This window comes from Nocardioides lianchengensis (genome assembly GCF_900101465.1).
Taxonomy (GTDB): domain Bacteria; phylum Actinomycetota; class Actinomycetes; order Propionibacteriales; family Nocardioidaceae; genus Nocardioides; species Nocardioides lianchengensis.
In genome coordinates, this window is the sequence record NZ_FMZM01000006.1 from 41,364 (window position 1) to 67,538 (window position 26,175).

Annotated in this window: 31 protein-coding genes; 15 read left to right on the forward strand and 16 right to left on the reverse strand. The window is 72.6% G+C overall.

Annotation, left to right across the window (positions count from 1 at the left end):
- Window positions 1–51: 51 nt before the first annotated feature.
- The 6 genes from hsaA (at window position 52) to BLT76_RS11870 (ending at window position 5,462) form a co-directional block, all read left to right on the forward strand.
- Window positions 52–1,218 (forward strand): 3-hydroxy-9,10-secoandrosta-1,3,5(10)-triene-9,17-dione monooxygenase oxygenase subunit, encoded by a 1,167-nt coding sequence (gene hsaA, locus BLT76_RS11845; RefSeq protein WP_090855807.1) that lies wholly within the window; start codon window positions 52–54, stop codon window positions 1,216–1,218.
- Window positions 1,218–2,126, forward strand: coding sequence for a 4,5:9,10-diseco-3-hydroxy-5,9,17-trioxoandrosta-1(10),2-diene-4-oate hydrolase (gene hsaD / locus BLT76_RS11850; RefSeq protein ID WP_090855810.1), 909 nt, complete (start codon window positions 1,218–1,220; stop codon window positions 2,124–2,126). Before hsaA ends, hsaD begins: the two co-directional genes overlap by 1 nt.
- The gene (gene hsaC, locus BLT76_RS11855; RefSeq protein ID WP_090855813.1) at window positions 2,123–3,022 is read left to right on the forward strand and encodes an iron-dependent extradiol dioxygenase HsaC; all 900 of its coding nucleotides are present in this window, start codon (window positions 2,123–2,125) and stop codon (window positions 3,020–3,022) included. The genes hsaD and hsaC overlap by 4 nt, the downstream gene beginning before the upstream one ends.
- Before the next feature lie 29 nt (window positions 3,023–3,051).
- On the forward strand, window positions 3,052–3,696 hold the full coding sequence (locus BLT76_RS11860) for a flavin reductase family protein (protein WP_244509374.1): 645 nt from the start codon (window positions 3,052–3,054) through the stop codon (window positions 3,694–3,696).
- Between the two features lie 118 nt (window positions 3,697–3,814).
- Complete coding sequence (locus BLT76_RS11865) at window positions 3,815–4,783, forward strand: hypothetical protein (protein ID WP_090855816.1); 969 nt, start codon at window positions 3,815–3,817, stop codon at window positions 4,781–4,783.
- 61 nt (window positions 4,784–4,844) lie between these two features.
- Window positions 4,845–5,462, forward strand: coding sequence for a GrpB family protein (locus BLT76_RS11870; RefSeq protein WP_090855819.1), 618 nt, complete (start codon window positions 4,845–4,847; stop codon window positions 5,460–5,462).
- A gap of 188 nt (window positions 5,463–5,650) precedes the next feature.
- Here the strand turns inward: BLT76_RS11870 and BLT76_RS11875 are convergent, their stop codons facing one another.
- The 8 genes from BLT76_RS11875 to BLT76_RS11915 all read right to left on the reverse strand — a co-directional run bounded on the left by BLT76_RS11875 (window position 5,651) and on the right by BLT76_RS11915 (window position 9,719).
- Window positions 5,651–6,721 carry a YihY/virulence factor BrkB family protein gene (locus BLT76_RS11875; protein WP_090856589.1) on the reverse strand — a complete coding sequence of 357 codons (1,071 nt, stop codon included), beginning with the start codon at window positions 6,719–6,721 and terminating at the stop codon, window positions 5,651–5,653.
- A 5-nt stretch (window positions 6,722–6,726) separates the two neighbouring features.
- Window positions 6,727–6,900 carry a CsbD family protein gene (locus tag BLT76_RS11880; protein WP_090855825.1) on the reverse strand — a complete coding sequence of 58 codons (174 nt, stop codon included), beginning with the start codon at window positions 6,898–6,900 and terminating at the stop codon, window positions 6,727–6,729.
- A 74-nt stretch (window positions 6,901–6,974) separates the two neighbouring features.
- Window positions 6,975–7,556, reverse strand: a complete 582-nt coding sequence (locus tag BLT76_RS11885) for an Asp23/Gls24 family envelope stress response protein (protein WP_090855828.1) — start codon at window positions 7,554–7,556, stop codon at window positions 6,975–6,977.
- On the reverse strand, window positions 7,553–8,083 hold the full coding sequence (locus BLT76_RS11890; RefSeq protein WP_090855831.1) for a DUF6286 domain-containing protein: 531 nt from the start codon (window positions 8,081–8,083) through the stop codon (window positions 7,553–7,555). Before BLT76_RS11890 ends, BLT76_RS11885 begins: the two co-directional genes overlap by 4 nt.
- A complete protein-coding gene (locus tag BLT76_RS11895) occupies window positions 8,080–8,481 on the reverse strand; it encodes a hypothetical protein (RefSeq protein ID WP_090855834.1) in 402 nt (133 codons plus the stop codon). Before BLT76_RS11895 ends, BLT76_RS11890 begins: the two co-directional genes overlap by 4 nt.
- Complete coding sequence (locus BLT76_RS11900; RefSeq protein ID WP_090855837.1) at window positions 8,474–8,650, reverse strand: DUF2273 domain-containing protein; 177 nt, start codon at window positions 8,648–8,650, stop codon at window positions 8,474–8,476. Before BLT76_RS11900 ends, BLT76_RS11895 begins: the two co-directional genes overlap by 8 nt.
- Window positions 8,651–8,932: 282 nt before the next feature.
- Window positions 8,933–9,229, reverse strand: a complete 297-nt coding sequence (locus BLT76_RS11910; RefSeq protein WP_090855843.1) for a hypothetical protein — start codon at window positions 9,227–9,229, stop codon at window positions 8,933–8,935.
- A 7-nt stretch (window positions 9,230–9,236) separates the two neighbouring features.
- Window positions 9,237–9,719 carry an Asp23/Gls24 family envelope stress response protein gene (locus tag BLT76_RS11915; RefSeq protein ID WP_090855846.1) on the reverse strand — a complete coding sequence of 161 codons (483 nt, stop codon included), beginning with the start codon at window positions 9,717–9,719 and terminating at the stop codon, window positions 9,237–9,239.
- 131 nt (window positions 9,720–9,850) lie between these two features.
- On the opposite strand from BLT76_RS11915, the gene BLT76_RS11920 reads away from it, so the two are divergent.
- The 3 genes from BLT76_RS11920 to BLT76_RS11930 all read left to right on the forward strand — a co-directional run bounded on the left by BLT76_RS11920 (window position 9,851) and on the right by BLT76_RS11930 (window position 11,859).
- Window positions 9,851–10,432, forward strand: a complete 582-nt coding sequence (locus BLT76_RS11920) for an RNA polymerase sigma factor (RefSeq protein WP_244509375.1) — start codon at window positions 9,851–9,853, stop codon at window positions 10,430–10,432.
- Window positions 10,423–10,896, forward strand: coding sequence for a hypothetical protein (locus tag BLT76_RS11925; protein ID WP_090855852.1), 474 nt, complete (start codon window positions 10,423–10,425; stop codon window positions 10,894–10,896). The genes BLT76_RS11920 and BLT76_RS11925 overlap by 10 nt, the downstream gene beginning before the upstream one ends.
- A 72-nt stretch (window positions 10,897–10,968) precedes the next feature.
- Window positions 10,969–11,859: a siderophore-interacting protein gene (locus BLT76_RS11930; protein WP_090855855.1), complete on the forward strand. Its 891-nt coding sequence runs from the start codon at window positions 10,969–10,971 to the stop codon at window positions 11,857–11,859.
- Window positions 11,860–11,869: 10 nt separating this feature from the next.
- On the opposite strand, the gene BLT76_RS11935 is transcribed toward BLT76_RS11930, so the two are convergent.
- The 6 genes from BLT76_RS11935 to BLT76_RS11960 all read right to left on the reverse strand — a co-directional run bounded on the left by BLT76_RS11935 (window position 11,870) and on the right by BLT76_RS11960 (window position 17,925).
- The gene (locus BLT76_RS11935) at window positions 11,870–12,559 is read right to left on the reverse strand and encodes a VOC family protein (RefSeq protein ID WP_090855858.1); all 690 of its coding nucleotides are present in this window, start codon (window positions 12,557–12,559) and stop codon (window positions 11,870–11,872) included.
- Between the two features lie 25 nt (window positions 12,560–12,584).
- Entirely contained in the window at window positions 12,585–12,974 is a 390-nt protein-coding gene (locus BLT76_RS11940; RefSeq protein ID WP_090856592.1) for a cupin domain-containing protein, read from the reverse strand.
- 225 nt (window positions 12,975–13,199) lie between these two features.
- The gene (locus BLT76_RS11945; protein ID WP_090855861.1) at window positions 13,200–14,171 is read right to left on the reverse strand and encodes an acyl-CoA dehydrogenase family protein; all 972 of its coding nucleotides are present in this window, start codon (window positions 14,169–14,171) and stop codon (window positions 13,200–13,202) included.
- Window positions 14,171–15,040, reverse strand: a complete 870-nt coding sequence (locus BLT76_RS11950) for an acyl-CoA dehydrogenase family protein (RefSeq protein WP_090855864.1) — start codon at window positions 15,038–15,040, stop codon at window positions 14,171–14,173. The genes BLT76_RS11945 and BLT76_RS11950 overlap by 1 nt, the downstream gene beginning before the upstream one ends.
- Window positions 15,037–16,185 carry an acyl-CoA dehydrogenase family protein gene (locus tag BLT76_RS11955; RefSeq protein ID WP_090855867.1) on the reverse strand — a complete coding sequence of 383 codons (1,149 nt, stop codon included), beginning with the start codon at window positions 16,183–16,185 and terminating at the stop codon, window positions 15,037–15,039. The genes BLT76_RS11950 and BLT76_RS11955 overlap by 4 nt, the downstream gene beginning before the upstream one ends.
- Window positions 16,186–16,437: 252 nt before the next feature.
- Window positions 16,438–17,925, reverse strand: a complete 1,488-nt coding sequence (locus BLT76_RS11960) for a FadD3 family acyl-CoA ligase (RefSeq protein WP_090855870.1) — start codon at window positions 17,923–17,925, stop codon at window positions 16,438–16,440.
- Window positions 17,926–18,012: 87 nt separating this feature from the next.
- Here BLT76_RS11960 and BLT76_RS11965 point away from each other — a divergent pair, with 87 nt between their 5' ends.
- Genes BLT76_RS11965 through BLT76_RS11980 form a run of 4 tightly spaced genes read left to right on the forward strand, consistent with a single transcriptional unit; the run spans window position 18,013 to window position 21,805 of the window.
- A complete protein-coding gene (locus BLT76_RS11965; RefSeq protein WP_090855873.1) occupies window positions 18,013–19,197 on the forward strand; it encodes an acyl-CoA dehydrogenase family protein in 1,185 nt (394 codons plus the stop codon).
- Window positions 19,194–19,997: an SDR family oxidoreductase gene (locus BLT76_RS11970; protein ID WP_090855875.1), complete on the forward strand. Its 804-nt coding sequence runs from the start codon at window positions 19,194–19,196 to the stop codon at window positions 19,995–19,997. The genes BLT76_RS11965 and BLT76_RS11970 overlap by 4 nt, the downstream gene beginning before the upstream one ends.
- Window positions 19,998–20,010: 13 nt before the next feature.
- On the forward strand, window positions 20,011–20,607 hold the full coding sequence (locus tag BLT76_RS11975; protein WP_090855878.1) for a TetR/AcrR family transcriptional regulator: 597 nt from the start codon (window positions 20,011–20,013) through the stop codon (window positions 20,605–20,607).
- A gap of 49 nt (window positions 20,608–20,656) precedes the next feature.
- On the forward strand, window positions 20,657–21,805 hold the full coding sequence (locus BLT76_RS11980) for an acetyl-CoA C-acetyltransferase (RefSeq protein ID WP_090855881.1): 1,149 nt from the start codon (window positions 20,657–20,659) through the stop codon (window positions 21,803–21,805).
- Window positions 21,806–21,871: 66 nt separating this feature from the next.
- Here the strand turns inward: BLT76_RS11980 and BLT76_RS11985 are convergent, their stop codons facing one another.
- Window positions 21,872–22,390: an SDR family NAD(P)-dependent oxidoreductase gene (locus tag BLT76_RS11985; protein ID WP_306457674.1), complete on the reverse strand. Its 519-nt coding sequence runs from the start codon at window positions 22,388–22,390 to the stop codon at window positions 21,872–21,874.
- Between the two features lie 192 nt (window positions 22,391–22,582).
- A complete protein-coding gene (locus tag BLT76_RS11990; RefSeq protein WP_090855884.1) occupies window positions 22,583–23,605 on the reverse strand; it encodes an alcohol dehydrogenase catalytic domain-containing protein in 1,023 nt (340 codons plus the stop codon).
- Between the two features lie 47 nt (window positions 23,606–23,652).
- Between BLT76_RS11990 and BLT76_RS11995 the strand changes: the two genes are divergently transcribed.
- Together BLT76_RS11995 and BLT76_RS12000 are read left to right on the forward strand one after the other, a co-directional pair.
- A complete protein-coding gene (locus BLT76_RS11995; protein ID WP_090855887.1) occupies window positions 23,653–25,599 on the forward strand; it encodes a flavin-containing monooxygenase in 1,947 nt (648 codons plus the stop codon).
- A complete protein-coding gene (locus BLT76_RS12000) occupies window positions 25,596–26,171 on the forward strand; it encodes a TetR/AcrR family transcriptional regulator (protein WP_170867032.1) in 576 nt (191 codons plus the stop codon). Before BLT76_RS11995 ends, BLT76_RS12000 begins: the two co-directional genes overlap by 4 nt.
- Window positions 26,172–26,175 lie beyond the last annotated feature (4 nt).

The following is a 26,175-nucleotide window of genomic DNA, read 5'->3' on the forward strand; positions in this document are numbered from 1 at the left end:
ACAAGAACGTGTTCTAGTATTGCTGCTGTCCGACCACGACAGGAGAAGTCCATGTCCCAGGCTGTTCTCGACGGCGTCCGCGACCTGCTGCCCACCTTCCGGGAGCGCGCTGACGAGGCCGAGCGTCTTCGGGTGGTGCCCGAGGCGTCGATCAAGGAGCTCGAGGAGACCGGCTTCTTCCGGCTGCTGCAGCCGAAGCGGTTCGACGGCTTCGAGGCGGACCCGGTCACCTTCTACACCGCGGTGCGCGACATCGCCTCGGCGTGCGGCTCCACCGGCTGGGTCTCCAGCGTCGTGGGCGTGCACCCGTGGCAGGTCGCGCTCTTCGCCGACGAGGCCCAGCAGGCGGTGTGGGGCGAGGACACCACGACCCGGCTGAGCTCGTCGTACGCCCCGACGGGCAAGGCGACCGTCACCGACGGCGGCTACACCCTGAGCGGCAAGTGGAGCTTCTCCTCGGGCTGTGACCACTGCCAGTGGGTGCTGCTCGGGGGGCTGGTGTTCAACGCCGACGGCCAGGTCGTCGACTTCAAGACGTTCATGGTGCCGCGCGAGAAGTACACGATCGTCGACGTCTGGCACATGGTCGGCCTGGCCGGCACCGGCTCCAACGACATCGTCGTCGACGAGGTGTTCATCCCCGAGGCCTTCACCCTGTCGATGGGCGAGACCGGCCAGTGCCGCGGCCCGGGCCAGGCGCAGAACACCTCCGACCTCTACAAGCTGCCGTTCCACTCGATCTTCACCGGCACGATCACCACGCCGATCATCGGGATGGCGCGGGGCGCCTACGCCGAGCACGTCGAGATGCAGCAGAAGCGCACCCGCGCGGCGTACCTCGGCGAGAAGGCGTCGCTCGACCCGTTCTCCGCCGTCCGGATCGCCAAGGCCTCCTCGGAGATCGACGCGGCCTGGGCGCTGCTGACCAACAACATCCGCGAGGAGATGGCCCACGTCGAGAAGGGCGAGAAGATCCCGCTCGAGCTGCGCCTGCGGGTCCGCCGCGACCAGGTGCTGGGCTCCCAGCGGGCCATCGACGCCATCGACGCGCTGTTCGAGGCCTCGGGCGGGCGGGCGCTGGCCAACGGCACCTACCTCCAGCGGGCCTGGCGCGACGCGCACGCGGGCCGGGTGCACGCGGCCAACGACCCCGAGCGGGCGCTGCAGGTCTACGGCGCCCACGAGTTCGGCCACAAGGTCGACCCGGGGATGTACTGATGGCCGACCTCTCCCAGGAGGCGACGCGGCGGTCCGCCAAGGCCCACGACATCACGCTCAACTACTACGAGGCCGGCACGGGCGGCGATCTCGGGGGCGGCCTGCCGCTGCTGATGCTGCACGGCGGCGGCCCGGGCGCCTCGGCGTGGTCCAACTTCGGCCGCGCGCTGCCGCACTTCGCCTCCCGATTCCGGACCCTGCTGGTCGACCAGCCGGGCTTCGGCGGCTCCGACAAGCCCCCGGTGGTCGGCAACTTCTACCGGCACGCCGCCGACCACGTCGTCGCCCTGATGGACGAGCTCGGGATCGAGCGGGTGCACCTGCTCGGCAACAGCCTCGGCGGCGGTACGGCGATGCGCCTCGCGCTCACCTACCCCGACCGGGTCGGACGGCTGATCCTGATGGGTCCGGGCGGGCTCTCGCTCAACCTGTTCCACGCCGACCCGACCGAGGGCGTCCAGCGGCTGATGGACTTCGGCGCGAACCCCACCCGGGAGGCGCTGCGGGCCTTCATCTCCACGATGGTCGTCAACCAGGAGCTGGTGACCGATGAGCTGGTCGAGGAGCGCTTCGCCGACGCGACGGCGCCCGGTGCGCAGGAGGCGATGCGCTCGATGGGCATGTCGTTCTGGAACCCCGAGACGGCCGAGGACGGCATGCTCTGGCGCGAGGCCCACCGGCTGCGCAAGCACACCCTGCTCACCTGGGGCCGCGAGGACCGGGTCAACCCGCTGGACGGCGCCTTCGCCGCCCTCAAGCTGATCCCGAAGGCCCAGCTGCACGTGTTCCCCCACTGCGGCCACTGGGCGCAGATCGAGGCGGCGGAGGAGTTCGCCGAGATCTCGACCGCGTTCCTGGCCCGCCACGTCGAATCTCGACAGGCTCGATCACCGGAGGAGTCGCCATGACGATCGACATCAAGTCGATGGGCTACGTCCGCGTCGACTCCACCGACCTGGCCCAGTGGGAGACGTTCGCCGGCAAGGTGCTCGGGCTGGCCAAGGGCCGGGGCCCGCACCCCGAGCACCAGTACTGGCGCATCGACGAGGTCTCGGCGCGGCTGGTCGTCGTGCCCGCCGAGGTCGACCAACTGTCCTGCGTGGGCTGGGAGGTCGCCGACCACCGGGCGCTGCAGGAGGCCCGCGAGCACCTGCAGAAGGCGGGCGTCGACTTCGAGGAGGGCACCCGTGAGGAGCTCGACGAGCGTCGCGTGCAGGAGCTGGTCCGCTTCTCCGATCCCTTCGACAACGTCTTCGAGCTGTTCCACGGCATCACCTACGAGTCGCGGCCGATCGTCACGCCGTACGCCGCCACCTTCGTGACAGGTGACCAGGGCATGGGGCACATCGTGCTGCCGGTGCTCGACGACGTGGAGGCGCTGCGCTTCTACACCGACGTGCTCGGGTTCCGGCTGCGCGACTCGATGAGCATGCCCGGCGAGTTCGTCGGCAAGGAACCGGGATCGAAGGTCTGGCTGCGCTTCCTGGGCGTCAACCCCCGGCACCACTCGCTGGCCTTCCTGCCGATGCCGAACCCGTCCAAGTGCGTCCACGTGATGCTCGAGGTGGACCAGCTCGACCACGTCGGCCGTGCGCTGGAGCGGGTCCGCAAGCACGGCGCGCCGCTCTCGGCGACGCTCGGGCGGCACATGAACGACGAGATGGTCTCCTTCTACGTGAAGTCGCCCGGTGGGTTCGATGTCGAGTTCGGCACCGAGGGCCTCACCGTCGACGACGCCCGCTGGGTGGCCCGCGAGTCGACGGCCGTGTCCTACTGGGGCCACGACTTCGGGGGCGGCCAGTAGTGCCCGACGGGGTACAGACGGCCATGGCCATGAGCTCGGGAGCACACCGCGGGACCCCCGACATCCCCGACGGGATGTCCTCGGACGCGCGTGAGACCTGGCCCAGCCCGGAGCTGATCAGCTCCTGGCTCGGCGACGCCGGCTACGAGTTCGAGCTGCGCCCCGGCGAGGACGTCGAGATCCCGGAGGACCCCGAGGCGCAGGCCGCCGCCCGGCAGTTCCGCGACGTGCTCGGCCGGTTCGCGTCCGGCGTCACGGTCGTGACCTCGACCAGCGGCGGGGAGCCGGTGGGGATGACCTGCCAGTCGTTCTCCAGCGTTTCGCTGGAGCCGCCGCTGGTGCTCTTCATCCCCGCCAAGACCTCGCGGGCCTGGCCGCTGATCCAGCGCTCCGGCCGCTTCTGCGTGAACTTCTTGGGCGCCGAGCAGGCCGAGCTCTCCAACCAGATGGCCAGCCGCGGCGTCGACAAGTTCGCCGGCGTGGACTGGACGCCGTCGGCGGCGACCGGCTCGCCGGTCCTCGCCGGCACCCTCGGCCACGTCGACTGCACCATCCACGCCGTCCACGAGGCCGGCGACCACTACGTCGTCCTCGGCCGCGTCCTCGAGCTGGCCAGCTCCGACGTCGCCGACCCGCTCCTGTTCTTCCAGGGCAAGTACCGCACCACCGACTGACGCTGACCCGTCACTGGATGACCGGTTTTCGCGGCGTGTCAGTCGCGAGTTGACGGGTCGATATCGGGCCTGTGGATGAGCAGTACGACGACCCGCGCGGCTGCGGGAGCGTGTCCGCATGGATCTGCTCCCCGACCTCCCGGACCTGCCCGATCGGCGTGCCGAGCTGCCGCTCGACATGCCGTTCACGACCGCGCGGGCCGCGGAGCTCGGCGTACGACCGCGGGTGCTGGGGCAGCTGGTGCGGGCCGGGCTCGTCCGCCGCGTGGTCGAGGGGGTGTACGTCGATGCCGTCGTCCCCGACACCACCGAGGTCCGCGCGCGGGCCGTGGGGCTGGTGATCCCGCGCACGGCCGTCGTCTGCGACGAGTCGGCGGCCTGGCTGCATGGTGTCGATGTCGAGCCGCCCCAGAGCCACGTCGTCGCGCCGCCCGTGAGCGTCTTCCAGGAACCGGGCCGCACCCGTGTCCGCAAGTCGGGCTGCGTCGGCGGCGAGCGGACGTTGCTGCCGAGCGACGTGATGGAGGTCGACGGGGTGCGCGTGCTGACGCCGTTGCGGCTGGCCTGCGACCTGGGTCGGCTGCGGCCCCGCGATCAGGCACTCGGGGCGATGGACGCGCTCGCCCGAGCGGGCGGCCTCGACGCGGCCGACGTCGTACGGGAGACGGAGCGGTTCTCGGGCATGCGCGGGGTGGTCCAGCTCCGCGACCTCGGACCGCGGGTGGACGCCCGGGCCGAGTCACTGCCCGAGTCCTGGACGCGTCTGCGCTGCCAGGACGGGGAGCTGCCCGAGCTGACGCCGCAGCTCGAGGTACGCCGCGCAGGCGCCTGGGGTGAGTCGGCCTTCCTCGACCTGGGCAACGAGGAGCTGCGCTTCGCCGTCGAGTACGACGGTGCCGACTGGCACACCACCGACGAGCAGCGAGCGCGGGACGGGCGGCGCCGGGGCTGGCTGACGAGGGAAGGGGGCTGGGGGATCGTCGTCCTGACGCGGACGCACGTCCCGACCCTGGACCGACAGCTGACCATCGACGTCGTACGACGGGGACTGGATCGTCATCTGGCCGGTCGACCCGTCGATCCGTGACCGACACACCGCCGGAACAGGGCACTGAGTGACGGGTCGGCGGTGACCTAGGGTCGGCAGCATGGAGACCCACCCGCTCTGGCGGCCGTACGACGTCCCGACCGACGAGCAGATCGCGGCGGCGCGGGTGCAGGCGCACGTGCCGGAGCCGGTCGTGGTCGTGCCGCCCGACCCGGAGTGGCCGGCTGCGTACGACGCGGTCCGGGCCCGGGTGGTCGACGCGCTCGGGGAGCGGGCGCTCGCGATCGAGCACGTGGGGTCGACGTCGGTGCCCGGGCTGCACGCCAAGCCGGTGATCGACGTGGACCTGACGGTCGCCGACTCCGCACGCGAGGAGGACTGGCTGCCGGACCTGGAGGCGGCCGGGTTCGTACTGCGGGTGCGCGAGCCCGAGTGGGAGCAGCACCGGCTGGTGCGCCTGGGCGCGCCGTACGCGAACGTGCACGTGTGGGGCGTCGGCGCCCAGGAGCCGCGGCGGCACGCCGCGTTCCGCGACTGGCTGACCGGCCACGCCGACGACCACGCGGCCTACGCCGACCTGAAGTGCTCGCTGGGCGAGCGCGGCTTCACCGACGCGATGGACTACAACAACGCGAAGGCGGCCCTGATCTACGACATCTACGAGCGGATCTTCGCGGCCGACCCGACGCACCCGCACACCCCGCGCCCGCGGGAGTGATCGTCACTCGACGGTCCCCGGCCGGAGGTCTGGCGTGGATCAGAGGCGGGTACGGCGCGGGTTGGCGACCATGCCGACGTTGAGGTCGTTGGTGGTGGGCTTGGAGGTCTTCGTCGTCATGTCCTGAACCCTGGCAGCGGAACCTCAGCGGATCCTCAACGTGTCCGCAAGGCTGCCGCGAGGTTGGCTCAGTCCTGGTTCCGGTCGTCGAAGGTGACGTCGACCTTCTCGAAGCCCTTGTGACGCTGGGCCCGGGCGTAGCCGGTGTAGGCGCGACGGTCGGCCTCGGTCAGGTCCACCGCGTCGGTGAACGGCGTGAGCAGGGCCCGCGGCCACAGCCGCCGTCGTACGACGACGTTGACCTCCATGCCGATCACCCCGACGAGCGCCGCGGCGTAGGTGACGGCCAGCAGCCCGAGGACGAGGCCGAAGGTCTGGTTCATCGACGACGCCTGGTCGGCGGCCTGCCGGGCGACGGCCGCGCTGCCCAGCTGCAGCAGGTGCCAGAGGACGGCGATCACCACGGCCCCCGGTACGACGGCGCGCCACGGCTCCCGCCGCGCGTTGCCCATCCACAGCAACGCGCTCAGGATGCCGGCGACCAGGGCCAGGCTGGCGAGCAGCAGCAGCCATCGCGAGACGGCACCGCTGCCGAGGAAGCCGGTGACGAACTGGGTCAGGGTCGACAGCACCGACACGGCGACCAGGGCCAGGCCGCCGGTGGCGAGCAGGACCAGGCTGCGCAGGCGGACCAGGAACGGGTTCGGGCGGCTGTTGCGCGGCACGGCCCAGGTGGTGTTGATGGCGTTCTGCAGCGCGGTCCCGAGACCCAGCGAGCCGTAGAGCGCGGTGAGACCGCCGATGACGATCGCGGTGGTCGACCCCTGCAGCCCCTCGGGCCGGCCCAGCTGGTCGCCCACCACGGGGAACCCGGCGATGGCGGAGTCGAGGACCCGCGCCCGCAGCTCTGGGTCGTCCTGGAGCAGGAAGCCGAGGACCGAGGTCGCGAGCAGCAGCAGTGGCACGACCGACACGAACGCGTAGTAGGTGATGACGACGGCCAGGTAGACGCCCTGGTCGTCGAAGAACTTGTAGATGATCGCCAGGGGGAGGGCGACGACGGGATGCCGTCGCTGCCAGGCGTCCCACCGGCTCAGGGGCAGCTCGCTGTCGACCTGCTCTCCGACGTCGGGGACGGCGGGATCGGCGGGCGCCGCAGCGGGGCGCGGAACGGGTCCGTCGGACCCCCGCCACGGCATCGTGCTCACTTCTTGAACGCGTCCTTCACGTCCTCGCCGGCCGACTTGAGGTTGGCCTTGGCCTGGTCCTTCTGGCCCTCCGCCTTGAGATCGTCCTTGCCGGTGACGTCGCCAACGGCCTCCTTGGCCTTGCCGAGGGCGTCCTCGGCGGCGTTCTTGGCCTTCTCGGTGAATCCCATGGTGATTCCTCCTGCGGTGATGGTGGTTGTTGCCGTACCCGGCCGGTGGGCCGGGCAGTCTCGGGGTGGGTGCGTCACTGCACGCGCACGGAGGCGCGGGCCGAGCGGACCGCGCGGCGCGGACGCGGGGCGCGCCACCGGGTCTGGAGCACGACCTCGTCGTCGGGGAGGACCCGTCGGAGCTCCTGCGTGAGGTCCTCGGCGACGCCCACCAGGCCGTCCAGGTCGGTGTCGTCGTCCGCGCGAGCGTCGAGCGTGGCCACCAGTCGGCCGCGCTCGTGGCGGAGGTCGACGCGAGCATCGGTCGTCGTCCCGCTCGCGTCCAGGCGGTGGGCGAGGGCCGCGCGCAGCGAGTCGAGGTCGACGGTGACGGTGCCCGTCGGCCCGCTGGCCCCCGTGCCCGTCGTACGAGGGCCACGGTGCGGGCGGTGCGAGAGCAGCCACATCAGACCGACGAGGGCGATCAGGACGCCCGCGGCGCCCTGGGCCCACGGCCACCAGCCCTCGGCCATCAGGTCGGTGACGCTCGTCGTCGAGAGTCGCCGACCCGACGGGACCACCAGCCCCAGCCGCCAGTCGAGGACCAGGAGGCCGAGGCCGCTCACGAGCAATCCGCTGAGCAGCACCGACGCCCGGTCGCGCCCGTAGTGCCTCATGTCGACTCCCTTCGTCGTACCTCGACCGTCGGACCGTCCAGGCGACCCAGCTCCTCGACGGCGGCCTCGTGTGCTCCCTGCACGGCCGCGGAGTCGTCGAGCGTCCGTGGGACCGCCCCGATCACGAGGCGGCGGCGTCCGCTCCGCTCGACCCGGGCCTGCAGCACGCCCGGCTGTCGCTCGGCGGTTCGCGCGGCCAGGGCCGCCGCGGCGCGCGGAGTGATCCACACGTCCGCCTCGGACTCGACGCGCAGGTGGGTACGACGGCGCGGGGCCAGCCCGATCGCGAGAAGCAGCAGGCCGACGGCTGCGAGAGCCACGCCGACGGCGCTGCTCGCCGTGGACGCGGTGGCGCCGTCGAGGGAGGTCACCGCACGGTGCAGGACCGACGCGTGCGTCGTGGTCGCTGCCCGCACCGCATCGGTCACGAGGAGGACGCCGAGCGTCGTCACGACGAGGGCGAGGCCCACCGCCGTCCCGGTGGCGGCCGGCCGCCGACGCGGCTCGGGGGATCGCAGGGTGCTCATGCCACCCTCCGGGACTGGGCCCCTGCCCCGTCCTCCGCCGCAGGGAGGACGTGCACGACGATGTCGGCCGCGCGGACCCGGAGACCGGTGAGCCGCTCGGTCTCAGCGACGACGGCGTCCCGGACCCGCTCGCCGAGCGGTCCGGCGGGCTCGGGCCAGGGACACCCGACCTCCGCCCGGATCCGGACGGTCCGGCCGGAGACCCGCACGTCGACGCGGGGCAGGGTGCGCCCGGCGACCCGGCCCAGGGTGGATCCCAGGGCCGACGTCCGTGCCTGGGTGCCGTCCGCGGAGGTCACGACGTGCTCGACGATCCGCGTGATGGCCGCGAGGCGCAGGTCCAGATGGCCGCGGAGCCCGGCCTCCGTGAGCTCGTCGGCGGTCTCCGGCTCAGCCACGACGGCTCCTGAGGAGCTCGCGCAGATCGAGCTGGCCGTCGAGGTGGGCACCGACGAGGTAGCCCGCGCCGCCCAGCACGACGGCCAGCAGCAGGCCTACGAGACCGCCGGCGACGATCGCGATGGTGAGCAGCAGCCCGGCCAGCAGGCCGAGGGTGGAGGTGGTCATGGTGTTCCTCTCAGATCTGTGCGTAGCGGCGCGAGCCCGGCAGCCGCCGGGGGAGCGTCACGCGCACACGGGTGACGGCGCGGCGCCCGAGCCGCCTCCACCGGCCGCCCCCCAGACGGTCGGTGAAGGCGGTCGGGGCGACGGACCGCGGGTGGTGTTCGGAACTGACCGGCGCATCGACGGCTGCGAGGAGCCGGGCGAAGGCCTCGGGGTCCCCTCCGGTGTCGGGATGGTGGAGGCGGATGAGCGCCCGACGCTCGGCCCGGGGATCGCGCGGGCCCGTCACGGGTGCTGCCCCTCGCTCACGGCGACGTCCTCCACGAACACGTGAACAGGCGCGTCGACGATCGGCCGCAGGGCCGCGCGGATCCGGTCGGTGGTGTCACCGAGCGGTGCCGTCCAGTCGAGGACGACGTGGACCTCGCACCCCGGCTCCAGGAGTCGGACCCCCCGGACCCGACGCCCGGGCAGGTACGTCGCCACCTCGCCCGGCGCCCCGCCGTGGAGGTCGAGGACCCCCGGCACGGCCAGGACCGCGTGCGCGACCAGGTCGGCCGGGTGGTCGTCGGGCGTGCTCACGGTCGCCTCACTCCACGCGGGAGGACGACGCCTCCGGGTCGGCCTCCGACCCGTCGTCGACGAACACGTCGTGGACGGTGATGTTGACCTCGGTGACCTCCAGGCCGGTCATCCGCTCGACCGAGCTGATGACGTTGCGACGGATGGCCGCCGCGAGGTCGGCGATCGCCACGCCGTACTCGGCGACGACGTCGAGGTCGACGGCGGTCTGGCGCTCGCCCACCTCCACCGCGACCCCCTGGCTGTGGTTGGTCCGGGAACCCGGGATGCGCTCCCGAATCGCGCCGACCGCCCGGGCGGTCCCGCCGCCGAGGTCGTGGACACCGGAGATCTCGCGGGCGGCGAGCCCGGCGATCTTGGACACCACGGTGTCGGCGATCGCGGTTCGGCCCTGCTCCGAGACCAGGGCGCTGGACGTCCGGCGCTCCAGGTCGGTCGTGGTGGCCGTCGCCGGTGCGGACGTCGTGACCGTGCTCTGCTTCTCGCTCATGGTGCGTGTTCCTCTCGGTCGTGGATGTCCGTTGGTCGTTTCGACGCCCAGGGATGTCACGCTCGCTCGATGTGATGAATGTCACGGCGCGTGGGAGCGTGCCGGTCGGGGTGTTCGGCAACGTGGGAGTCGTGTCGACCACCCGCGACGCGGGTCGAGACCCGGAGGAGACCCCGAGCGACGAGGCTCTCGTGCGTGCCGCCCGTCTCGGCGACGAGGTCGCCTTCGCGACGATCGTGGACCGGCACGGCCCGGGGATGCACCGCTACGCGCTCCGGCTGGTCGGAGGTCGCGACGCCGACGCCGCCGAGGTCGCCCAGGACGCGCTGGTCTCGGCGTGGCGCAGTCTCCCGTCGTTCGGCGGGGACTCCGCGCTGCGCACCTGGCTCTTCCGGATCGTGCACCGCCGGGCGGCGGACCTGACCCGGCGCCGGCGTCCGGTGCCGATCGACGATCAGCTTCTGTCGCACCTCGTCCCCGAGGCGGCGGAGAACGCGCTGCGCTCGATCCTCGACGAGGAGCTCGTCGAGGCGTTGCAGCGATGCCTCGACGAGCTGCCCTGGCACCAGCGGGCGGTGTGGCTGTTGCGCGAGGTCGAGGGGATGTCGTACGACGAGATCGCATCGACGTTGTCGCTGAGCGTGGGTAGCGTGCGGGGACACCTGCACCGCGGCCGCCGCACGATCTCGGAGAGGATGGCGAGATGGCGCTAGAGCCCGAGAGCGAACCGCTGGCGCGCGCGCTCGAGATCGCGCGCCGTCCGGACCCGGCCTGGCCGGAGATCCGGGAGGCCGCGCTCCGACGCATCCGCTCGCTGGTCCCGCCCGGGGAGCCGGTGACGGTGGTGACCGCCGCCGGATCGCCCGACCGGGACGTGGCCGGGTCGCGGACCGCGGTCTCGACCCGGGTCCTCGCGGCGGCACTGCGCCGCGTGCTCACGGTCTCGCCCACCCACGCGCCCCGCGCGGTCGACCTCGTCGTGGAGGCCGGACGGCTGGAGCGGGTCGACCTCGAGCTGGTCGTCGCCTACGGCGTCGCGGTGGAGGACCTCGCGCCCCGCGTGCACGTCGACGTGCGTGCCGAGCTCGTCCGGCTCCTCGGAGCAGGGGCCGTCGCGCCCGGCGCGGTGACGCTCACCGTCGTCGACGTCGTGCCCGGCGACCCGACGGTGACCTGACGCGACCCGCCACCGCCCCGGGCCGCCGGTGAAGTAAGGTCAACCTAACTTCCGCCGAGTCGAGGAGAGCCCGTGCCTGACGTCCCCCAGCGGATCCACCGCGCCGAGGTGCTGTCGGTGACCGACCTGGTGCCGGGGCTACGCCGTTTCGTCTTCGGCGGCGAGGGCCTCGCGGACTTCGAGACCACCGGGGTCGGGGACGAGTACCTCCGGATCTTCCTGCCCGACGAGCCCACTGGCGAGCCGCGGATGCCGTTCGCCGTCGGTCGCGGCTGGGACTGGCCCGAGGGTGTCGAGCCGTCGCCGCTGCGCACCTACACGGTCCGGGCCTGGGACGCCGAGCGGCACGAGCTGACCGTCGACGTGGTGCTCCACGACGGCGGCCTGGCCGCCGAGTGGGGTCGCACCGCGGCCGTCGGCGCGGTCGTCGCGGTCAACTCCCCGAACGGCATGTACGACGCCCCCGCCGACCTGGAGTGGCAGGTGCTGGTCACCGACCTGACCGGGCTGCCCGCGGCGACCCGGATCCTCCAGCAGACCGACCCGCGGGTGCGCTCGAGGCTGATCGTCGAGGCGCCCAGTGCCGCCCAGCGCTTCGGCGACGAGATCCCGTCCGCGGTCGACGTGCAGTGGGTGACCGGCGGCAACGGCGTGGCGCCGAGCCGCATCGAGCAGCTGGTCCGCGGCCTGGAGCAGCCTGCGGGGGTCGGCTACCTGTGGGTCGTGGGCGAGTCGCGGGTGCTGCGCAACGTGCGCAAGCACGTCCGGCACGAGCTCGGGCGACCGGCGTCGTCGTACAAGATCGTGGCCTACTGGACCGAGAACGCCGAGGAGTGGAACGCGCGCTGGGCCGCGCTCGACCCGGCCGTCCGCAAGGAGCTCGAGGACATGTGGGACACCGAGCGCGACGAGGAGGAGATCGAGGACGAGTACTTCGCCCGGCTCACGGAGCTCGGGCTGTAGTCGTCGGCCGTCAGGACCGGGCGGGCAGCAGGCACAGCTCGTTGCCGGACGGGTCCGTGTAGGACCGCCAGGGCAGCTCGCCCCACTCCACGACCAGCTCGTGGCCGCCACGTGCGATCAGCTCGGCCGCCACGGTGTCGTCGCCCTGCTCGAGACGGAGGTCGAGGTGCCGCCGGTTCTTGGTCGCGCCCTTGGGGGCGGCCTCGACGACCAGCGCGAGGAGCGGTCCGCGTCCCGTGGGGTGCCGCAGCGCGTGCGGGGCACCCGGGACGGGCGTCCAGCCCGTCAGCCAGGCCCAGAACGCGGTGTCCCGGTCGGGGTCGGCGGACTCGAGCCGAATCGCCGCGAGCGGGCTCGCCCCGTCGTACGCCGGCCCGGCCGCCACGACCCGGAGCGGGCTGCCCTCGGGATCGGCGAGCGTCGTGTCGTCGAGGCGCCGGGCCCCCAGCCCGATCAGGCGCCCGACCACGGCATCCGGGTCCGGCCCGCCCGTGACGTCGAGATGCACCCGCGGCGACGCGGTCGTCGGCTCGGGCACCCGCTGGAAGCACAGGTCGAGCTCGGGCCCGTCGGGTACGGCGAGCGTCGTCTCGATCCCCTCGGGCACGTCAGTGATCCGCACGCCGCCGACGACCGCTTCCCAGAATCCGCCCAGCCGGTGCGGGTCGAGGGCGTCGAAGACGATGTTCTCGAAGTACATGCGCCCCACCGTAGGACGCGTCGGGCTACCGGTCCCAGCGTCCCGGCGGCGGATCGACGTTGACCGTGGGGATGCCGCCGCCGGCGCGCACGATGACGGCCAGCGAGGGGGCGTCGGTCGGGTTGCTCTCGCGGTGCACGGTGTGGGCCGGCACGTGGATGAAGTCGCCGGGGCGGGCATCCAGCCAGCCCTCATGACCCTCGAACTCCAGGCGCAGGATGCCGGAGACGACGTACAGGCTGGACTCGTTGACGTCGTGGTGGTGCCACCCGGAGACCGCGCCTGGGGCGGTCGTGACCTGACCGGTCCACACCTTCTCCAGCTCGAACGCCCGCCGGCGTTGCATGCCGGAGGTGGGGTCGGCGTCGAGGAGGTCCTCCGCCCGGTAGACGCGGACGGGGGTGGGCTCGCTCATGGAGCCCAGTGTGCCGCCCCCGAGGGCGGTCACGGGTGCGGTCTCAGATGCGGACGCGGGTCGGGTTGGCGAGCATGCCCTCCGGGAACGCGGCGGACGCGCTCTCGGCCTGCTCGGTCTCGGTCACCTCGGTCTTCTTCATGGCCGTGAACCTATCGATGCCCGAGTTACCTCACGGTCACGGGTCTCCCACGGCTGGTGAACACCAGGCAACGAATCCTCAGCTCAGAGCGCGACCTGCCACCGGTGCTCGTGGCTGGCGCCGAAGAGGGTGCCGAGGCTGTGGGCGCGCTTGAGCACCAAGTGGGCGTCGTGCTCCCAGGTGATGGCGATGCCCCCGTGCAGCTGGACGGTCTCGCCGGACACGTGGGTCAGGGCGTCCCCGCAGTAGGCCTTGGCGACGTGGACCAGCTGCTCGGCGTTCGGCGCGCCGGCGGCCACGGCGTACGAGGCCGCCCACGCGGCCGAGCGGGCCATCTCGACCAGCACCAGCTGGTCGGCCATCCGGTGCTTGAGGGCCTGGAACGACCCGATCGGCCGGCCGAACTGCACCCGCTCCAGGCTGTAGGCGACAGTCATCTCGAGCCCGCGGGCGGCGGTGCCGACCTGCAGGGCGGCGACCGCGACCGCCCCGACGAGAGCGGCCCGCTCGCGGGCCGGCGCGGCGTCGCCGATCCGGGTCGCGGCGGCCGGGTCGGTGACCACCCGGGCCAGCCGGAGGGTCTGGTCCATGGTGGGCGTCCAGGTCCGCTCGGCGGCCGCCGGGTCGACCTCGAAGAGCCCGTCGTCGACGGCGACGACCAGTACCGTCGCCAGGTCGCCGTCGAGGACCCGCTCGGCCTCGGTGCCGTCGGCGAACGCCGCGACCTCGCCCGCCGCGATCCGCGACAGCAGCCGGCCCCGCGCGTCCTGGTCGGCGCCGGCGAGCAGGGCCTCGGCGGTCACCACCGAGGAGAGCAGGGGAGTGGGCGCGAGGGTCCGGCCCATCTCCTCCAGCACGACGCAGGACTCGACCAGGGTCGCGCCGAACCCGTCGTACTCCTCGGGGACGGCGAGGGCCGCGACGCCGATCTGCTCGCACAGGGTGCGCCACAGCTCCTCGTCGTACCGCTCGACGCGGGGGTCGGCGCGCTTGGCCAACAGCGAGCGGACGGTCGCGGCCAGCTCCCGCTGCTCCTCGGAGAGCGCGAACTCCATCAGCCGACCAGCCCGTCGAGCAGCCGGGCGCGGTGGAAGGCGGGCGTGCCCCACGCCGTCACCAGCGCCCGGATCTTCGTCAGCCACAGGCTGAGGTCGAACTCCTGGGTGTAGCCGATCGCGCCGTGGACCTGCAGGCCCGTGCGCGAGGCGAGGTACGCCGCGTCGCCGGCGGCCACCTTCGCCGCGGAGGCCGGGACCTCGCCGAGCGCGGCGCCGAACACCAGCGGACGGGCGAAGTCGAGCGCGATCCGGACGTCGGCCAGCGCGTGCTTGATGGCCTGGTAGGAGCCGATCTCGCGGCCGAACTGCTTGCGCTGCTTCACGTAGGTGACCGCGTCGGCCAGCACCCGCTCTCCGGCGCCCAGCAGCTGCGCGGACGTCGCGAGCACGGCGAGGTCGAAGGCGTCGTCGTGGGTCTCGCCGTCGCCGGTCACCCGGAACAGGTGCCGGGTGCGGTCGACCGAGGTGACCCGGTCGCCGACCTCGGCGCCGGGGGTGCTGCCGACGTACACCTCGTCGGCGACGTCGGCGTCGAGGGCGTAGGGCACGTGCGGTGGCAGGGCGAGCGTGGCGATCCCGTCGACCTCGCGGCCGAGCGCGGTCGGGAGGTACGCCGCGGACTCCACCCAGGGCCCCGGTACGGCGTACCGTCCGAGCGCCTCGAAGGCGAGCGCGACCTCGACCGGGGTGGCCTCGGTCGCCAGCGAGGTGACGCCGAGCTCGGCCAGCCGGCCCCACAGCTTGCGGCCCGGTTCGTGGTCGCCGTCGGCCCAGGCGCGGGCGACGGCGACGGTGTCGGACGCGGCCAGCAGGGACTCCAGCGCGGCCGCGAAGTCGCGCTGGTCCTCGTCGAGGACGAATCTCACCTCTGGGCCCCCTTGGGCTCGCGGGGCAGGCCGAGGATCCGCTCGGCCACGATGTTGCGCTGGATCTCGTTGGTGCCGGCGTAGATCGGACCGGAGAGCGAGAAGGTGTAGCCGTCGAGCCAGCGCGACCCGACCTCGGCCTCGGGACCGAGCAGGTCGAGCGCCGTCTCGTGCAGCGCGATGTCGAGCTCGGACCAGAAGACCTTGTTGACCGAGCCGGCCGCCCCCATGTCGCCGCCGGCCGCGAGCCGGGTGACCGTGCCCCAGGTGTAGAGCCGGTAGGCCTGCGCCTTGATCCAGGCGTCGACGACGCCGTCCGCGAAGGCCGGGTCCGGGCGCTCGCCGTACAGCTCGACGAGGCGGTCGGCCGCGGCGCAGAACCGGCCGGGGGAGCGCAGCGAGAGGCCGCGCTCGTTGCCGGCCGTGCTCATCGCGACCCGCCAGCCATCGCCGGGGGCACCGAGGACGTCGGAATCCGGCACGAACACGTCCTCGAAGAACACCTCGGCGAAGCCGGCCTCGCCGTCCAGCTGGGCGATCGGGCGCACGGTGATCCCGTCGGCGTCGAGCGGGAACAGGAAGTAGGTCAGCCCGGCGTGCCGCTGGGCATCGGGGTCCGAGCGGAAGAGCCCGAACCCCCAGTGGGCGAACGACGCCCGCGAGGACCAGGTCTTCTGGCCGTTCAGCACCCAGCCGCCACGCTCGTCGTCGCGGCGGGCCGTCGAGCGCAGCGAGGCCAGGTCGGAGCCCGCCTCCGGCTCGGACCAGCACTGCGCCCAGATCCGCTCACCGGTGGCCATCGTCGGCAGGAAGCGGTCCTGCTGCTCGGGCGTCCCGTGGTCGAAGATGATCGGCGCCAGTAGGAAGATGCCGTTCTGGGAGACCCGCCCCGGGGCGCCCGCGCGGTAGTACTCCTCCTCGAAGACCACCCACTCGACGAGCGAGGCCTCCCGCCCGGAGTACGACGTCGGCCACGACACGACCGACCAGCGGGCGTCGGCGAGCTGCCGCTCCCACTCCTGGTGGGCGACGAAGCCCTCCGCGGTGTCCAGGGACGGCAGCGGCTCGGCCGGCACGTGCGCGGCCAGCCACTCCCGCGCCTCGGTCTGGAACGCGAGCTCGTCGTCTGAGAGCTGCAGGTCCATCAGGTCCCCTCTCGACCGGTGGAAGTGGAGGTCGTCGTACGGCTCACGGGGTTTCGACACGGTCGCTGCGCGACCTGCTCAACCACCGGCGGTGGTGTCGCCGTTGGTTGAGCAGGGAGGAGCGCTAGCGACGAGCGTGTCGAAAACCCCGTAGGCCGGGTGGTGACGGTGGTGGAGGTCGTCGTACGGCTCACCGGGTTTCGACACGGTCGCTGCGCGACCTGCTCAACCACCGGCGAGCCGGGGACCTGCTCAACCACCGGTGGCGTCCCGGAGCTCGTTCTTCAGCACCTTGCCGGAGAGGTTGCGGGGGAGCGCGTCGACCAGCGTCACCTGGCGCGGGACCTTGAAGTTGGCCAACCGCTCCTGGGCGAAGGCGATCACGGTGTCCGGGGCGACGCTGCCGACGACGTACGCCCGGCCGACCTCACCGAGCCGCTCGTCGGGCACGCCCACCACCGCGACGTCCTGGACGCCGTCGAGGCGAGCGAGGGTCTGCTCGATCTCGGCGGGATAGACGTTGAAGCCGCCGGAGATGTACATGTCCTTGAGTCGGTCGGTGATCGCCAGGTTGCCGTCGGCGTCGAGGGTGCCGGCGTCACCGGTGTGCAGCCAGCCGTCGGCGTCGATGGCGGCGGCCGTGGCGTCCGGGTCGTCGAGGTAGCCGAGCATCACGTAGTCGCCGCGGACCAGCAGCTCGTCGGTCTCGGGATCGATCCGCGTCTCCATGCCCGGGATCGCGCGACCGCAGGTGCTGGCCACCAGGTCGGCGGGGTCGCCGTCGCGCGCCATGGTGACCACGACGGCCTCGGTCATCCCGAACGCGGTGACGACCTGGTCGATCTGCAGCTCCTGCCGCATCCGCTCGATCAGGACGACGGGTACGACGGCCGCACCGGTGACGGCGAGGCGCAGCGACGACAGGTCGCGCTCGGCGCGCCCCGGGGCGCTCAGCAGCGAGGAGTAGATGGTCGGCGCGCCGGGGAGCACCGTGATCCGCTCGTTCTCGATGATCCGCATCGTCTCGTCGAGGTCGAAGGTGGTCAGCGGGTAGAGCGTGGCGCCGGTGAGCAGGCCGGTGACGATCCCGACCTTGTAGCCGAAGGAGTGGAAGAACGGGTTGATCACCAGGTAGCGGTCCTGGCCGGTGACCCCGCCCAGCTCGCCCCAGGCGCGCGCGACGCCGACGGTCTGGCGGTGCGCCGACATCGCGCCCTTGCTGCGCCCGGTGGTGCCGGAGGTGAACAGGATGTCGGCGACGTCGTCGGCCGACACCGCCTCGGCGATCGCATCGACCTGCTCGGTCGTCACGGACCCCCGGTCGAGGTCGGGCAGGTCGGCCAGGTCCAGGACGGTGACGCCGGTCAGCTCGCCGGCGGCTCGGAGGTCGGCGATCTGCGTGCGCCCGAGGAAGCCGTCCTCGACCACGACGAGGCGGGCGCCGGTGCGCTCGACGACGTCGGCCACCTCGTGGCCGGTGTAGCGCGAGTTGACCGGGACCAGCACCCCGCCGGCGTACGACGTCGCGAGGGCCGCGACCACCCAGCCGATGCTGTTGGGCGCCCACACGCAGACCCGATCGCCGGGCTGCAGCCCGAGCGCGACGTAGCCCCGCGCGGTGCGGCGTACCCGGCGCAGCAGCTCCAGGAAGGAGACGACCTCGCCGTCGGCGACGTACGCCGGGTGGTCGCCGAAGCGGTCCGCCGCGTCGCCGAGCGCGGCCGGGATCGTGTCTGCCATGCCTTGCCTCACGTCTCGGTGGTTGAGGTGCGAGCGGAGCGAGCCTCGAAACCCCCAACCAAGCAATTGCTTGGTACTGTAGCACTCGTGGACCTGAGCTACTCGGCCGAGGACGAGACCTTCCGTGCGGAGGTCCGGGCGTTCCTCGAGGACTCCCTGAGCGGCGAGTGGGGATCGTTGCGCGGCCTCGGAGGTCCCGGCAAGGACCACGAGGCGATCGACGAGCGGCTGGCCTGGAACCGCCACCTCGCCGCCCACGGCTGGACCTGCGTGGGCTGGCCGACCGAGTACGGCGGCCGCGGGCTGAGCCTGTGGCAGCAGGTGATCTTCCACGAGGAGTACGCCCGCGCCGAGGCGCCTGCGCGGGTCAACCACCTCGGCGAGGAGCTGCTCGGCCCGACGCTCATCGCCTTCGGCACGCCCGAGCAGCAGCAGCGGTTCCTGCCCCGGATCGTCGCCGTGGAGGAGCTGTGGGCGCAGGGCTACTCCGAGCCGAACGCCGGCTCCGACCTGGCCAACGTGCAGACCAGGGCGCGCCTCGACGCCTCGTCGGGCACGGAGGAGTGGGTGATCGACGGTCAGAAGGTGTGGACGTCGAACGCGCACTTCTCCCAGTGGCTCTTCGTGCTCGCCCGCTCCGAGCCCGGCTCCGAGCGCCATCACGGGCTGAGCTTCCTGCTGGTCCCGATCGACCAGGACGGCGTCGAGGTCCGCCCGATCGAGCAGCTCACCGGCGGGTCGGAGTTCAACGAGGTCTTCCTCACCGGGGCGCGCACGTCCGCGTCGCTGGTGGTGGGCGAGCCGGGTCAGGGCTGGAAGGTCGCGATGGCGCTGCTCGGCTTCGAGCGGGGCGTCTCGGTGGTCGGCCAGGTGGTCGGCTTCGCCCGCGAGCTCGCCGGCGTCGTCGCCCTGGCCCGTGAGAACGGCGCGTACGACGACCCGGTGCTCCGCGACCGGCTGGCCGGGCTGAAGGTCGAGCTCGAGGTGATGCGGCTGCAGGCCCTGCGGGGGCTGTCGGCCGCCGACGACGCCGGCGCCGCCTCGATCTTCAAGCTCGTCTGGGCCGGCTGGCACAAGCGGCTCGGCGAGGTCGCGATGGCCGTGCTGGGCGCGGAGGGGCTGACGGCCCGCGGCGCGCCGTACGACCTCGACGAGTGGCAGCGGATCTTCCTCTTCTCGCGCGCCGACACGATCTACGGCGGCAGCGACGAGGTGCAGCGCAACATCCTGGCCGAGCGGGTGCTCGGCCTTCCGAGAGAGGCACGTGGATGACGACCCTTCGCCCCGAGCAACCCGCCCCGGCGTACGTCGCGGGCCACGACCTGCTGGCCGGCAAGGTGGTGGTCGTGACGGCCGCCGCCGGCGCCGGCATCGGCGCGGCCGTCGTACGACGAGCGCTGGAGGAGGGCGCGAAGGCGGTCGTGTTCAGCGACACCCATGCCCGCCGGCTGGCCGAGGCCGAGGCCGCGCTGGCGGAGGAGTTCGGCGCCGACCGGGTCCGCCAGGCGGTCTGCGACGTGACCGACGAGGCGCAGGTGAGCGCGCTCCTCGACCTGGCCGACTCCGTCGGCGGGGTCGACGTGATGGTCAACAACGCCGGTCTCGGCGGCACCGCGAGCGTGCTGGAGATGACCGACGAGCAGTGGCTGAAGGTCCTCGACATCACCTTGACCGGCACCTTCCGCTGCGTGCGCGCCGCGGGTCAGCGGTTCGTCGCCTCCGGCCGGCGCGGGGTGATCGTGAACAACGCCTCGGTCATCGGCTGGCGGGCCCAGGAGGGGCAGGCCCACTACGCGGCGGCCAAGGCCGGCGTGATGGCGCTGACGCGGTGCGCGGCGGTCGACCTGGCACCGCACGGCATCCGGGTCAACGCGGTCTCGCCCAGCCTGGCCATGCACCCGTTCCTCGCCAAGGTCACCTCCGACGAGCTGCTGGCGGAGCTGAAGCAGCGAGAGGCGTTCGGGCGCGCGGCCGAGCCCTGGGAGGTCGCCAACGTGATGGTGATGCTCGCGAGCGACTACGCGTCGTACATGACCGGCGAGGTCGTGGCGGTCAGCAGCCAGCAGGCCTAGGACAATCTCTCCCATGACCGCCGAGGCCGCGCCCACCCGCCGTACCGAGCTGCTCGCCATCGCCGCGCAGCTCTTCGCCGACAAGGGCTTCAAGAACACCACCGTCCGCGACATCGCGGAGGCGGCGGGGATCCTGTCGGGCAGCCTCTACCACCACTTCGACTCCAAGGAGTCGATGGTCGACGAGATCCTGTCGACCTTCCAGGAGCAGCTCTTCGCGTCGTACGACGCGGTGCTGGCCAGCGACGTCGACGCGCGCACCAAGATCGAGCAGTGCGTCCGACTGTCCTTCGCGGCGATCGACGAGCACCCCCACGAGGTCGCGATCTTCCAGAACGAGGCGGCCTACCTGCTGACCTTCGACCGGTTCGGCTACCTCGCCGACCGCAACGCCCAGTCGCGCAACCTCTGGATGACGCTGCTCACCGAGGGCGTCTCGTCCGGCGCGCTGCGCGGCGACCTCGACGTCACCCTCACCTACCGCTTCATCCGCGACACCGTCTGGGTCGCGGTCCGGTGGTACCGCCCCGGCGCCGGTCACTCCCACGAGGCCATCGCCGACCAGTACCTCACGATCCTCCTAGACGGGATCGCCACCACCGGTGGTTGAGCAGGGACGAAGTCCCGAGTCGAAGCCCCCGCAGCCGAGAGGAAACCCCATGCCCGAGGCCTACATCGTCGACGCGGTCCGCACCCCGGTCGGGAAGCGCGGCGGAGCGCTGGCGGGAGTCCACTCCGCCGACCTCGCCGCCCACACGCTCTCGGCGCTGATGAGTCGCACCGGTGTCGACCCGGGTGCCGTCGACGACGTGATCCTGGGCTGCTGCGACACCATCGGCTCGCAGGCCGGTGACGTCGCCCGTACGGCTTGGCTGGTGGCCGGGCTGCCCGACCACGTGCCCGGCGTGACCATCGACCGCCAGTGCGGCTCCTCGCAGCAGGCTGTGCACTTCGCCGCCCAGGGCGTGCTGTCCGGCACCCAGGACCTGGTCGTCGCGGGCGGCGTGCAGAACATGAGCGCCATCCCGATCTCCGCGGCGATGCTGGTCGGCCAGCAGTACGGCTTCACGACTCCCTTCGCCGAGTCGCCCGGCTGGGTCGAACGGTACGGCGACGTCGAGGTCTCGCAGTTCAACTCCGCCGAGATGATCGCGGAGAAGTGGGACATCTCGCGCGACGACATGGAGGCCTACGCCCTCGCCTCCCACGAGCGGGCCCGCACCGCGATCGCCGAGGGTCGGTTCGAGAACGAGATCGCGCCGGTAGGCGACTTCGACACCGACCAGTGCCCGCGCGAGACGTCGCTGGAGAAGATGGCCGGCCTCGAGCCCTTGGCCCCCGGCGGCCGGATCACCGCGGCCGTCGCGTCCCAGATCTGCGACGCCTCGAGCGCGATGCTGATCGCCTCGCAGGCGGCGGTCGAGACCCACGGGCTGACCCCCCGGGCGCGGATCCACCACCTCTCGGTCCGCGGCGACGACCCGGTCTGGATGCTCACCGGCCCGATCCGCGCCACCCGCCACGCGCTCGAGAAGACCGGGCTCACCGTCGACGACATCGACCTCTTCGAGTGCAACGAGGCGTTCGCGTCCGTCGTGCTCGCGTGGATGAAGGAGCTCGACGTCCCGCACCAGAAGGTCAACGTCAACGGCGGCGGCATCGCCCTGGGCCACCCCATCGGCGCCACGGGCACCCGCCTGATGACCACTCTGCTCAACGAGCTCGAGCGCACCGGCGGCCGCTACGGCCTGCAGACCATGTGCGAGGGCGGCGGCCAGGCCAACGTGACGATCATCGAACGCCTCTGACTGGCCCCCACCGCCGAGTCAGCACCAGTAGTGCTGACTCGGCCCACTACTGGTGCTGACTCGGCGTCAGTGGTGGCAGATGAGGCCGCCGTCGACGACGATCTCGGTGCCGGTCACGAAGGACGCGGCGGGCGACATCAGGAAGGCGACGACGGCGGCGACCTCCTCCGGGCGGCCCATGCGGCCCAGGGGAGCGGCCTGCTCGAAGCCGGTGCGGACCTCGTCGATCGCCATCGCGTCGGCGATCATGGGGGTGACGATGAAGCCGGGGCAGACGGCGTTGACGCGGATGCCGTCAGCCCCCAGCTGGGCGGCCATCGAGCGGGTCAGGCCGAGCAGGCCGGCCTTGGAGGCGCAGTACGCCGGGATCCACGGGCTGGCCGCGATGCCCTCGATGGAGGAGATGCCGACGACCGCGGCGTCCTCCGCGGCTCGGAGATGGGGCAGCAGCTCCTGGACCAGCAGGGCGTGGGCGCGCAGGTTGACGTCGACGACCGCGTCCCACGAGTCGGCGGTGTACGCGCCGACCGGCTCCACGGCCACCCGACCGGCGGCGTGCACCAGCCCGTCGACCGTCCAGGTCAGCGGCGGCCGCGGCGACCGGCTCGCTGAGCGGTCCGGCCACGTCGACGACCGCGCCGGGCATCCCGAGGCCCGAGGCCACCTCGAGCACCGACGGGGCGAGGTCCCAGAGGGCGACCCGGCGACCCGCGGCCACCAGCGCCTCCGCGCTGGCCCGCCCGATGCCGGAGGCCGCCCCGGTGACGACGACCCCGCTCACGGCCGCATCAGCACCTTGACGCAGTCGGCGGTGCGGGCGGCCACCGCGGCGTATGCCGACGCCGCGTCGGCGAGCGCGAACTCGTGGGTGAAGATCCCGGTCGTGTCGATCCGGCCGCTCCCGATGAGTGGGACCAGCGAGGCCCAGGTGCCCTGGATCGGCGCGGTGGTCATCCGCAGGGTGACGCTGCGGAAGAGCGCCCCCAGGATCGGCAGCGGGTACGGCGCGAGGTCGTGCACGCCGATCACGGACACCGTGCCGCCGGGCCGTACGGCGTTGAACGCATCGTCCAGCGTGGCGTCCAGCGCGACGGCGTCGATGACCGCCTCGGCCCCGCGGCCGCCGGTCGCCTCCAGGACGGCCTCGACCGTCGGTCCCTCGATCGCGATCGCGCCGGCCTCGACCGCGCGGGCCCGCCGCCCAGCCACCGGGTCCGCGACCAGCACCTGCCCCGCGCCGAGCGCGTACGCCGCTCGCACCGCGCACTGACCGACCGCGCCGAGGCCGAGCACCACCACCGTGGCCCCCGGCGCGAAGTCGGCCCGCTGCGCCCCGGCCCAGCCGGTCGCCAGGTTGTCGGTCAGCAGCAGCGCGGCCTCGTCGTCCATCCCGTCGGGGATCGCGAGCAGCTGGAAGTCGGCCGCCGGCACCGCCAGCAGGTCGCTCTGGGCCCCGCCCAGCTCGCCGGCGCCGAACACCTTGCCGCCGTGCACGCAGGTGACGGAGTCGCCGAGCGCGCAGCGGTCGCAGGCGCCGCAGCCGGCGACCGACGCGACCAGGACCCGGTCGCCGACGGCGAAGCGTCGTACGTCGGGGCCGGCCTCGACGACCGTGCCGATCGCCTCGTGGCCGACGGCCACCGGGAAGAGCGGCAGGTCGCCGTCGTAGAAGTGCAGGTCGGACCCGCAGATGGACGTCGCCGAGACCTGGACGACGGCGCCGTCCGGGCCGGGCAGGGTGGGGTCGGGGCGGTCCTCGACGGCGACGACCCCGGGGGCCTCGATCACGACGGTGCGCATGGTCGCGACGGTAGACAGAGTTTGCGATCTGTGCACCAATGCGTCCCATGCAGAGGAACCACGGCCGGAACCCGCACGCCGGTGCCCCGTTCACCGCCGACGAGATGGACGACGCGGCCATCGCCCGGGCGCTCGAGGACGTCTCCGTGCCGACCCTGCTGCTCTCCTGCGTCCACATGACCGACGACCCCGCGGTCGTCGAGGAGATCCTCAGCGGACCGCTGCGCCCGCAGGGGCTCTTCCTCAACGAGGTCCAGGGCTTCATGTCGCCCGAGGACCAGGCCGCCGCCCGCGCGTTCGCCGCCGGCATCGTCCGGGACTGGCGGGACCGCGGCTGCCCCGAGCCCGAGCCGGTGGGCCCGGTGCTGCTGAAGCGGATGATGGACTGGATCACCTGCGAGGACGTCGGGGCGGAGTACGTCCCGATGCTGCTGGAGGAGATGGAGCTCGACGGCACCGACGCCCGGGCGGCGGCCCGGCCGCTCGACCCGGCCACCGCGGCCGCGCTGCCGGTCGTGGTGATCGGCTGCGGGATGTCCGGCCTGCTGGCCGCGATCCGCCTGCAGGAGGCGGGCTTCCCTTACACGGTGGTCGAGAAGAACGACGGCGTCGGCGGCACCTGGTGGGAGAACACCTACCCGGGAGCGCGGGTCGACGTCGGCAACCACTTCTACTGCTACTCGTTCGAGGGCTCGGACCACTGGACCGAGTACTTCGCGCGCCAGCCCGAGCTGCAGGCCTACTTCCAGCGCGTCCTGGAGAAGTACGACGTGGGCCGCCACGTCCGCTGGGGCACGGAGGTGACCGGCGCGACCTGGGACGACGCGAGCGGGACCTGGGCGGTGCACCTCGGCACGGGGGAGACGCTCACCGCGCGAGCCGTGATCTCGGCCGTGGGCATGCTCAGCCGGCCGGCGCTGCCCGCCGTACCCGGCGAGTTCGAGGGGCCCTCGTTCCACACCGCGCGCTGGGACCACGAGGTCGACCTGGCCGGGAAGGACGTGGTGATGGTCGGCGCCGGCGCGACCGGCTTCCAGGTGGCGCCCGCGATCGCCGACGAGGTCGGCAGCCTGACGGTGATCCAGCGCAGCGCGCAGTGGATGTTCCCGAACCCGAACTACCACGGCGAGGTCGGTCCGGGGGTGCGCTGGGCGCTGCGGCACCTGCCGTTCTACGCGCGGTGGTACCGCTTCCTGATCTTCTACCCCGGCTGCGACACCGGGCTGGTCGCGGCCAAGGTCGACCCGGCGTGGGCGCCGCAGGAGACGTCGGTCAGCGAGGCCAACGACCTGGCCCGGATGATGTTCGCCGACTGGATCACCAGCCAGGTCCCGGACGACCCGGAGCTGCTGGCCAAGGTGCTGCCCGACTACCCGCCCACCGGCAAGCGCACCCTGCAGGACAACGGCAGCTGGCTGCGCACGCTGCAGCGCGAGCACGTCGAGCTGGTCCGCGCCGGCGTCGAGCGGCTCGAGCCCGGCGGCGTGGTCGACAGCGACGGGACCTTCCACCGCGCCGACGTCCTGGTCTGGGCGACCGGCTTCCGGGCCAACGAGTTCCTCCTGCCGCTGCGGATCACCGGCCGCGACGGCGTCGACCTGCGCGAGCACTGGGGCACCCGCCCGCGCGCCTACCTCGGCATGACCGTGCCCGGCTTCCCCAACTTCTTCTGCCTCTACGGCCCCGGCACCAACCTGGCCAGCGGCGGCAGCCTGATCATCAACTCCGAGATGGAGGTCCGCTACGTCGTGCAGTGCCTGACCGCGCTCGCCGACGGTGCGCTCACCGCGCTCGAGCCCCGCCAGGAGAAGTACGACGAGTGGTACGAGCGCTGCCAGGCCGAGCTCCGCCAGACCGTCTGGGCGTCGCCTCACATCGAGCACAACTACTACACGAACGACGCCGGAGAGGTACACGTGCTGAGCCCCTGGCGGATCGTCGACTTCTGGGCCTGGACCCGCACCGTCGACCTGGCCGACTTCGAGGTCCGGTGAACGCTGCGACGAGCACCCGCGAGCGCCTGCTCGACGCCGCGGAGGCGTGCCTGCGCCGCGACGGCATCCGTCGTACGACGGTCGCGGGCGTGGCCGAGGAGGCCGGGGTGTCGCGGGCCGGGCTCTACAAGCACTTCCCCGACAAGGCGACCCTGCTCTCGGCGGCGCTGATCCGTCGCGACCAGGCCTTCTGGGCCGAGGCGCACGAGCGGGTGGGCCGGGCCGCGGGGATGGCCGCGAAGGTGGCCGAGGCGGTGGTGATGTCGCGCAGCTCGCCGCTCGGACCGCTGGCCCTGGAGCTGCAGGAGGCCGAGCCCCAGGCCTTCGCGTCGGTGATGGGCACCTTCGCCGACGACATCGTCCCGGGACTCGCCGGCTTCTGGGAGCACCACCTGGCCCGGGCCCAGGAGGCCGGCGAGGTCCGCGCCGACCTCGACCTGACCGGCGCCGCCGAGTGGATCCTGCGGATCGTCATCTCGCTGGTCCAGGTGCCGGGCCTCGCCGTCGACGTCGCCGACCGCGTGTCGGTCCGCGCCTACCTGCAGACCTACCTCGTCCCCGCCCTGACCTGAGGAT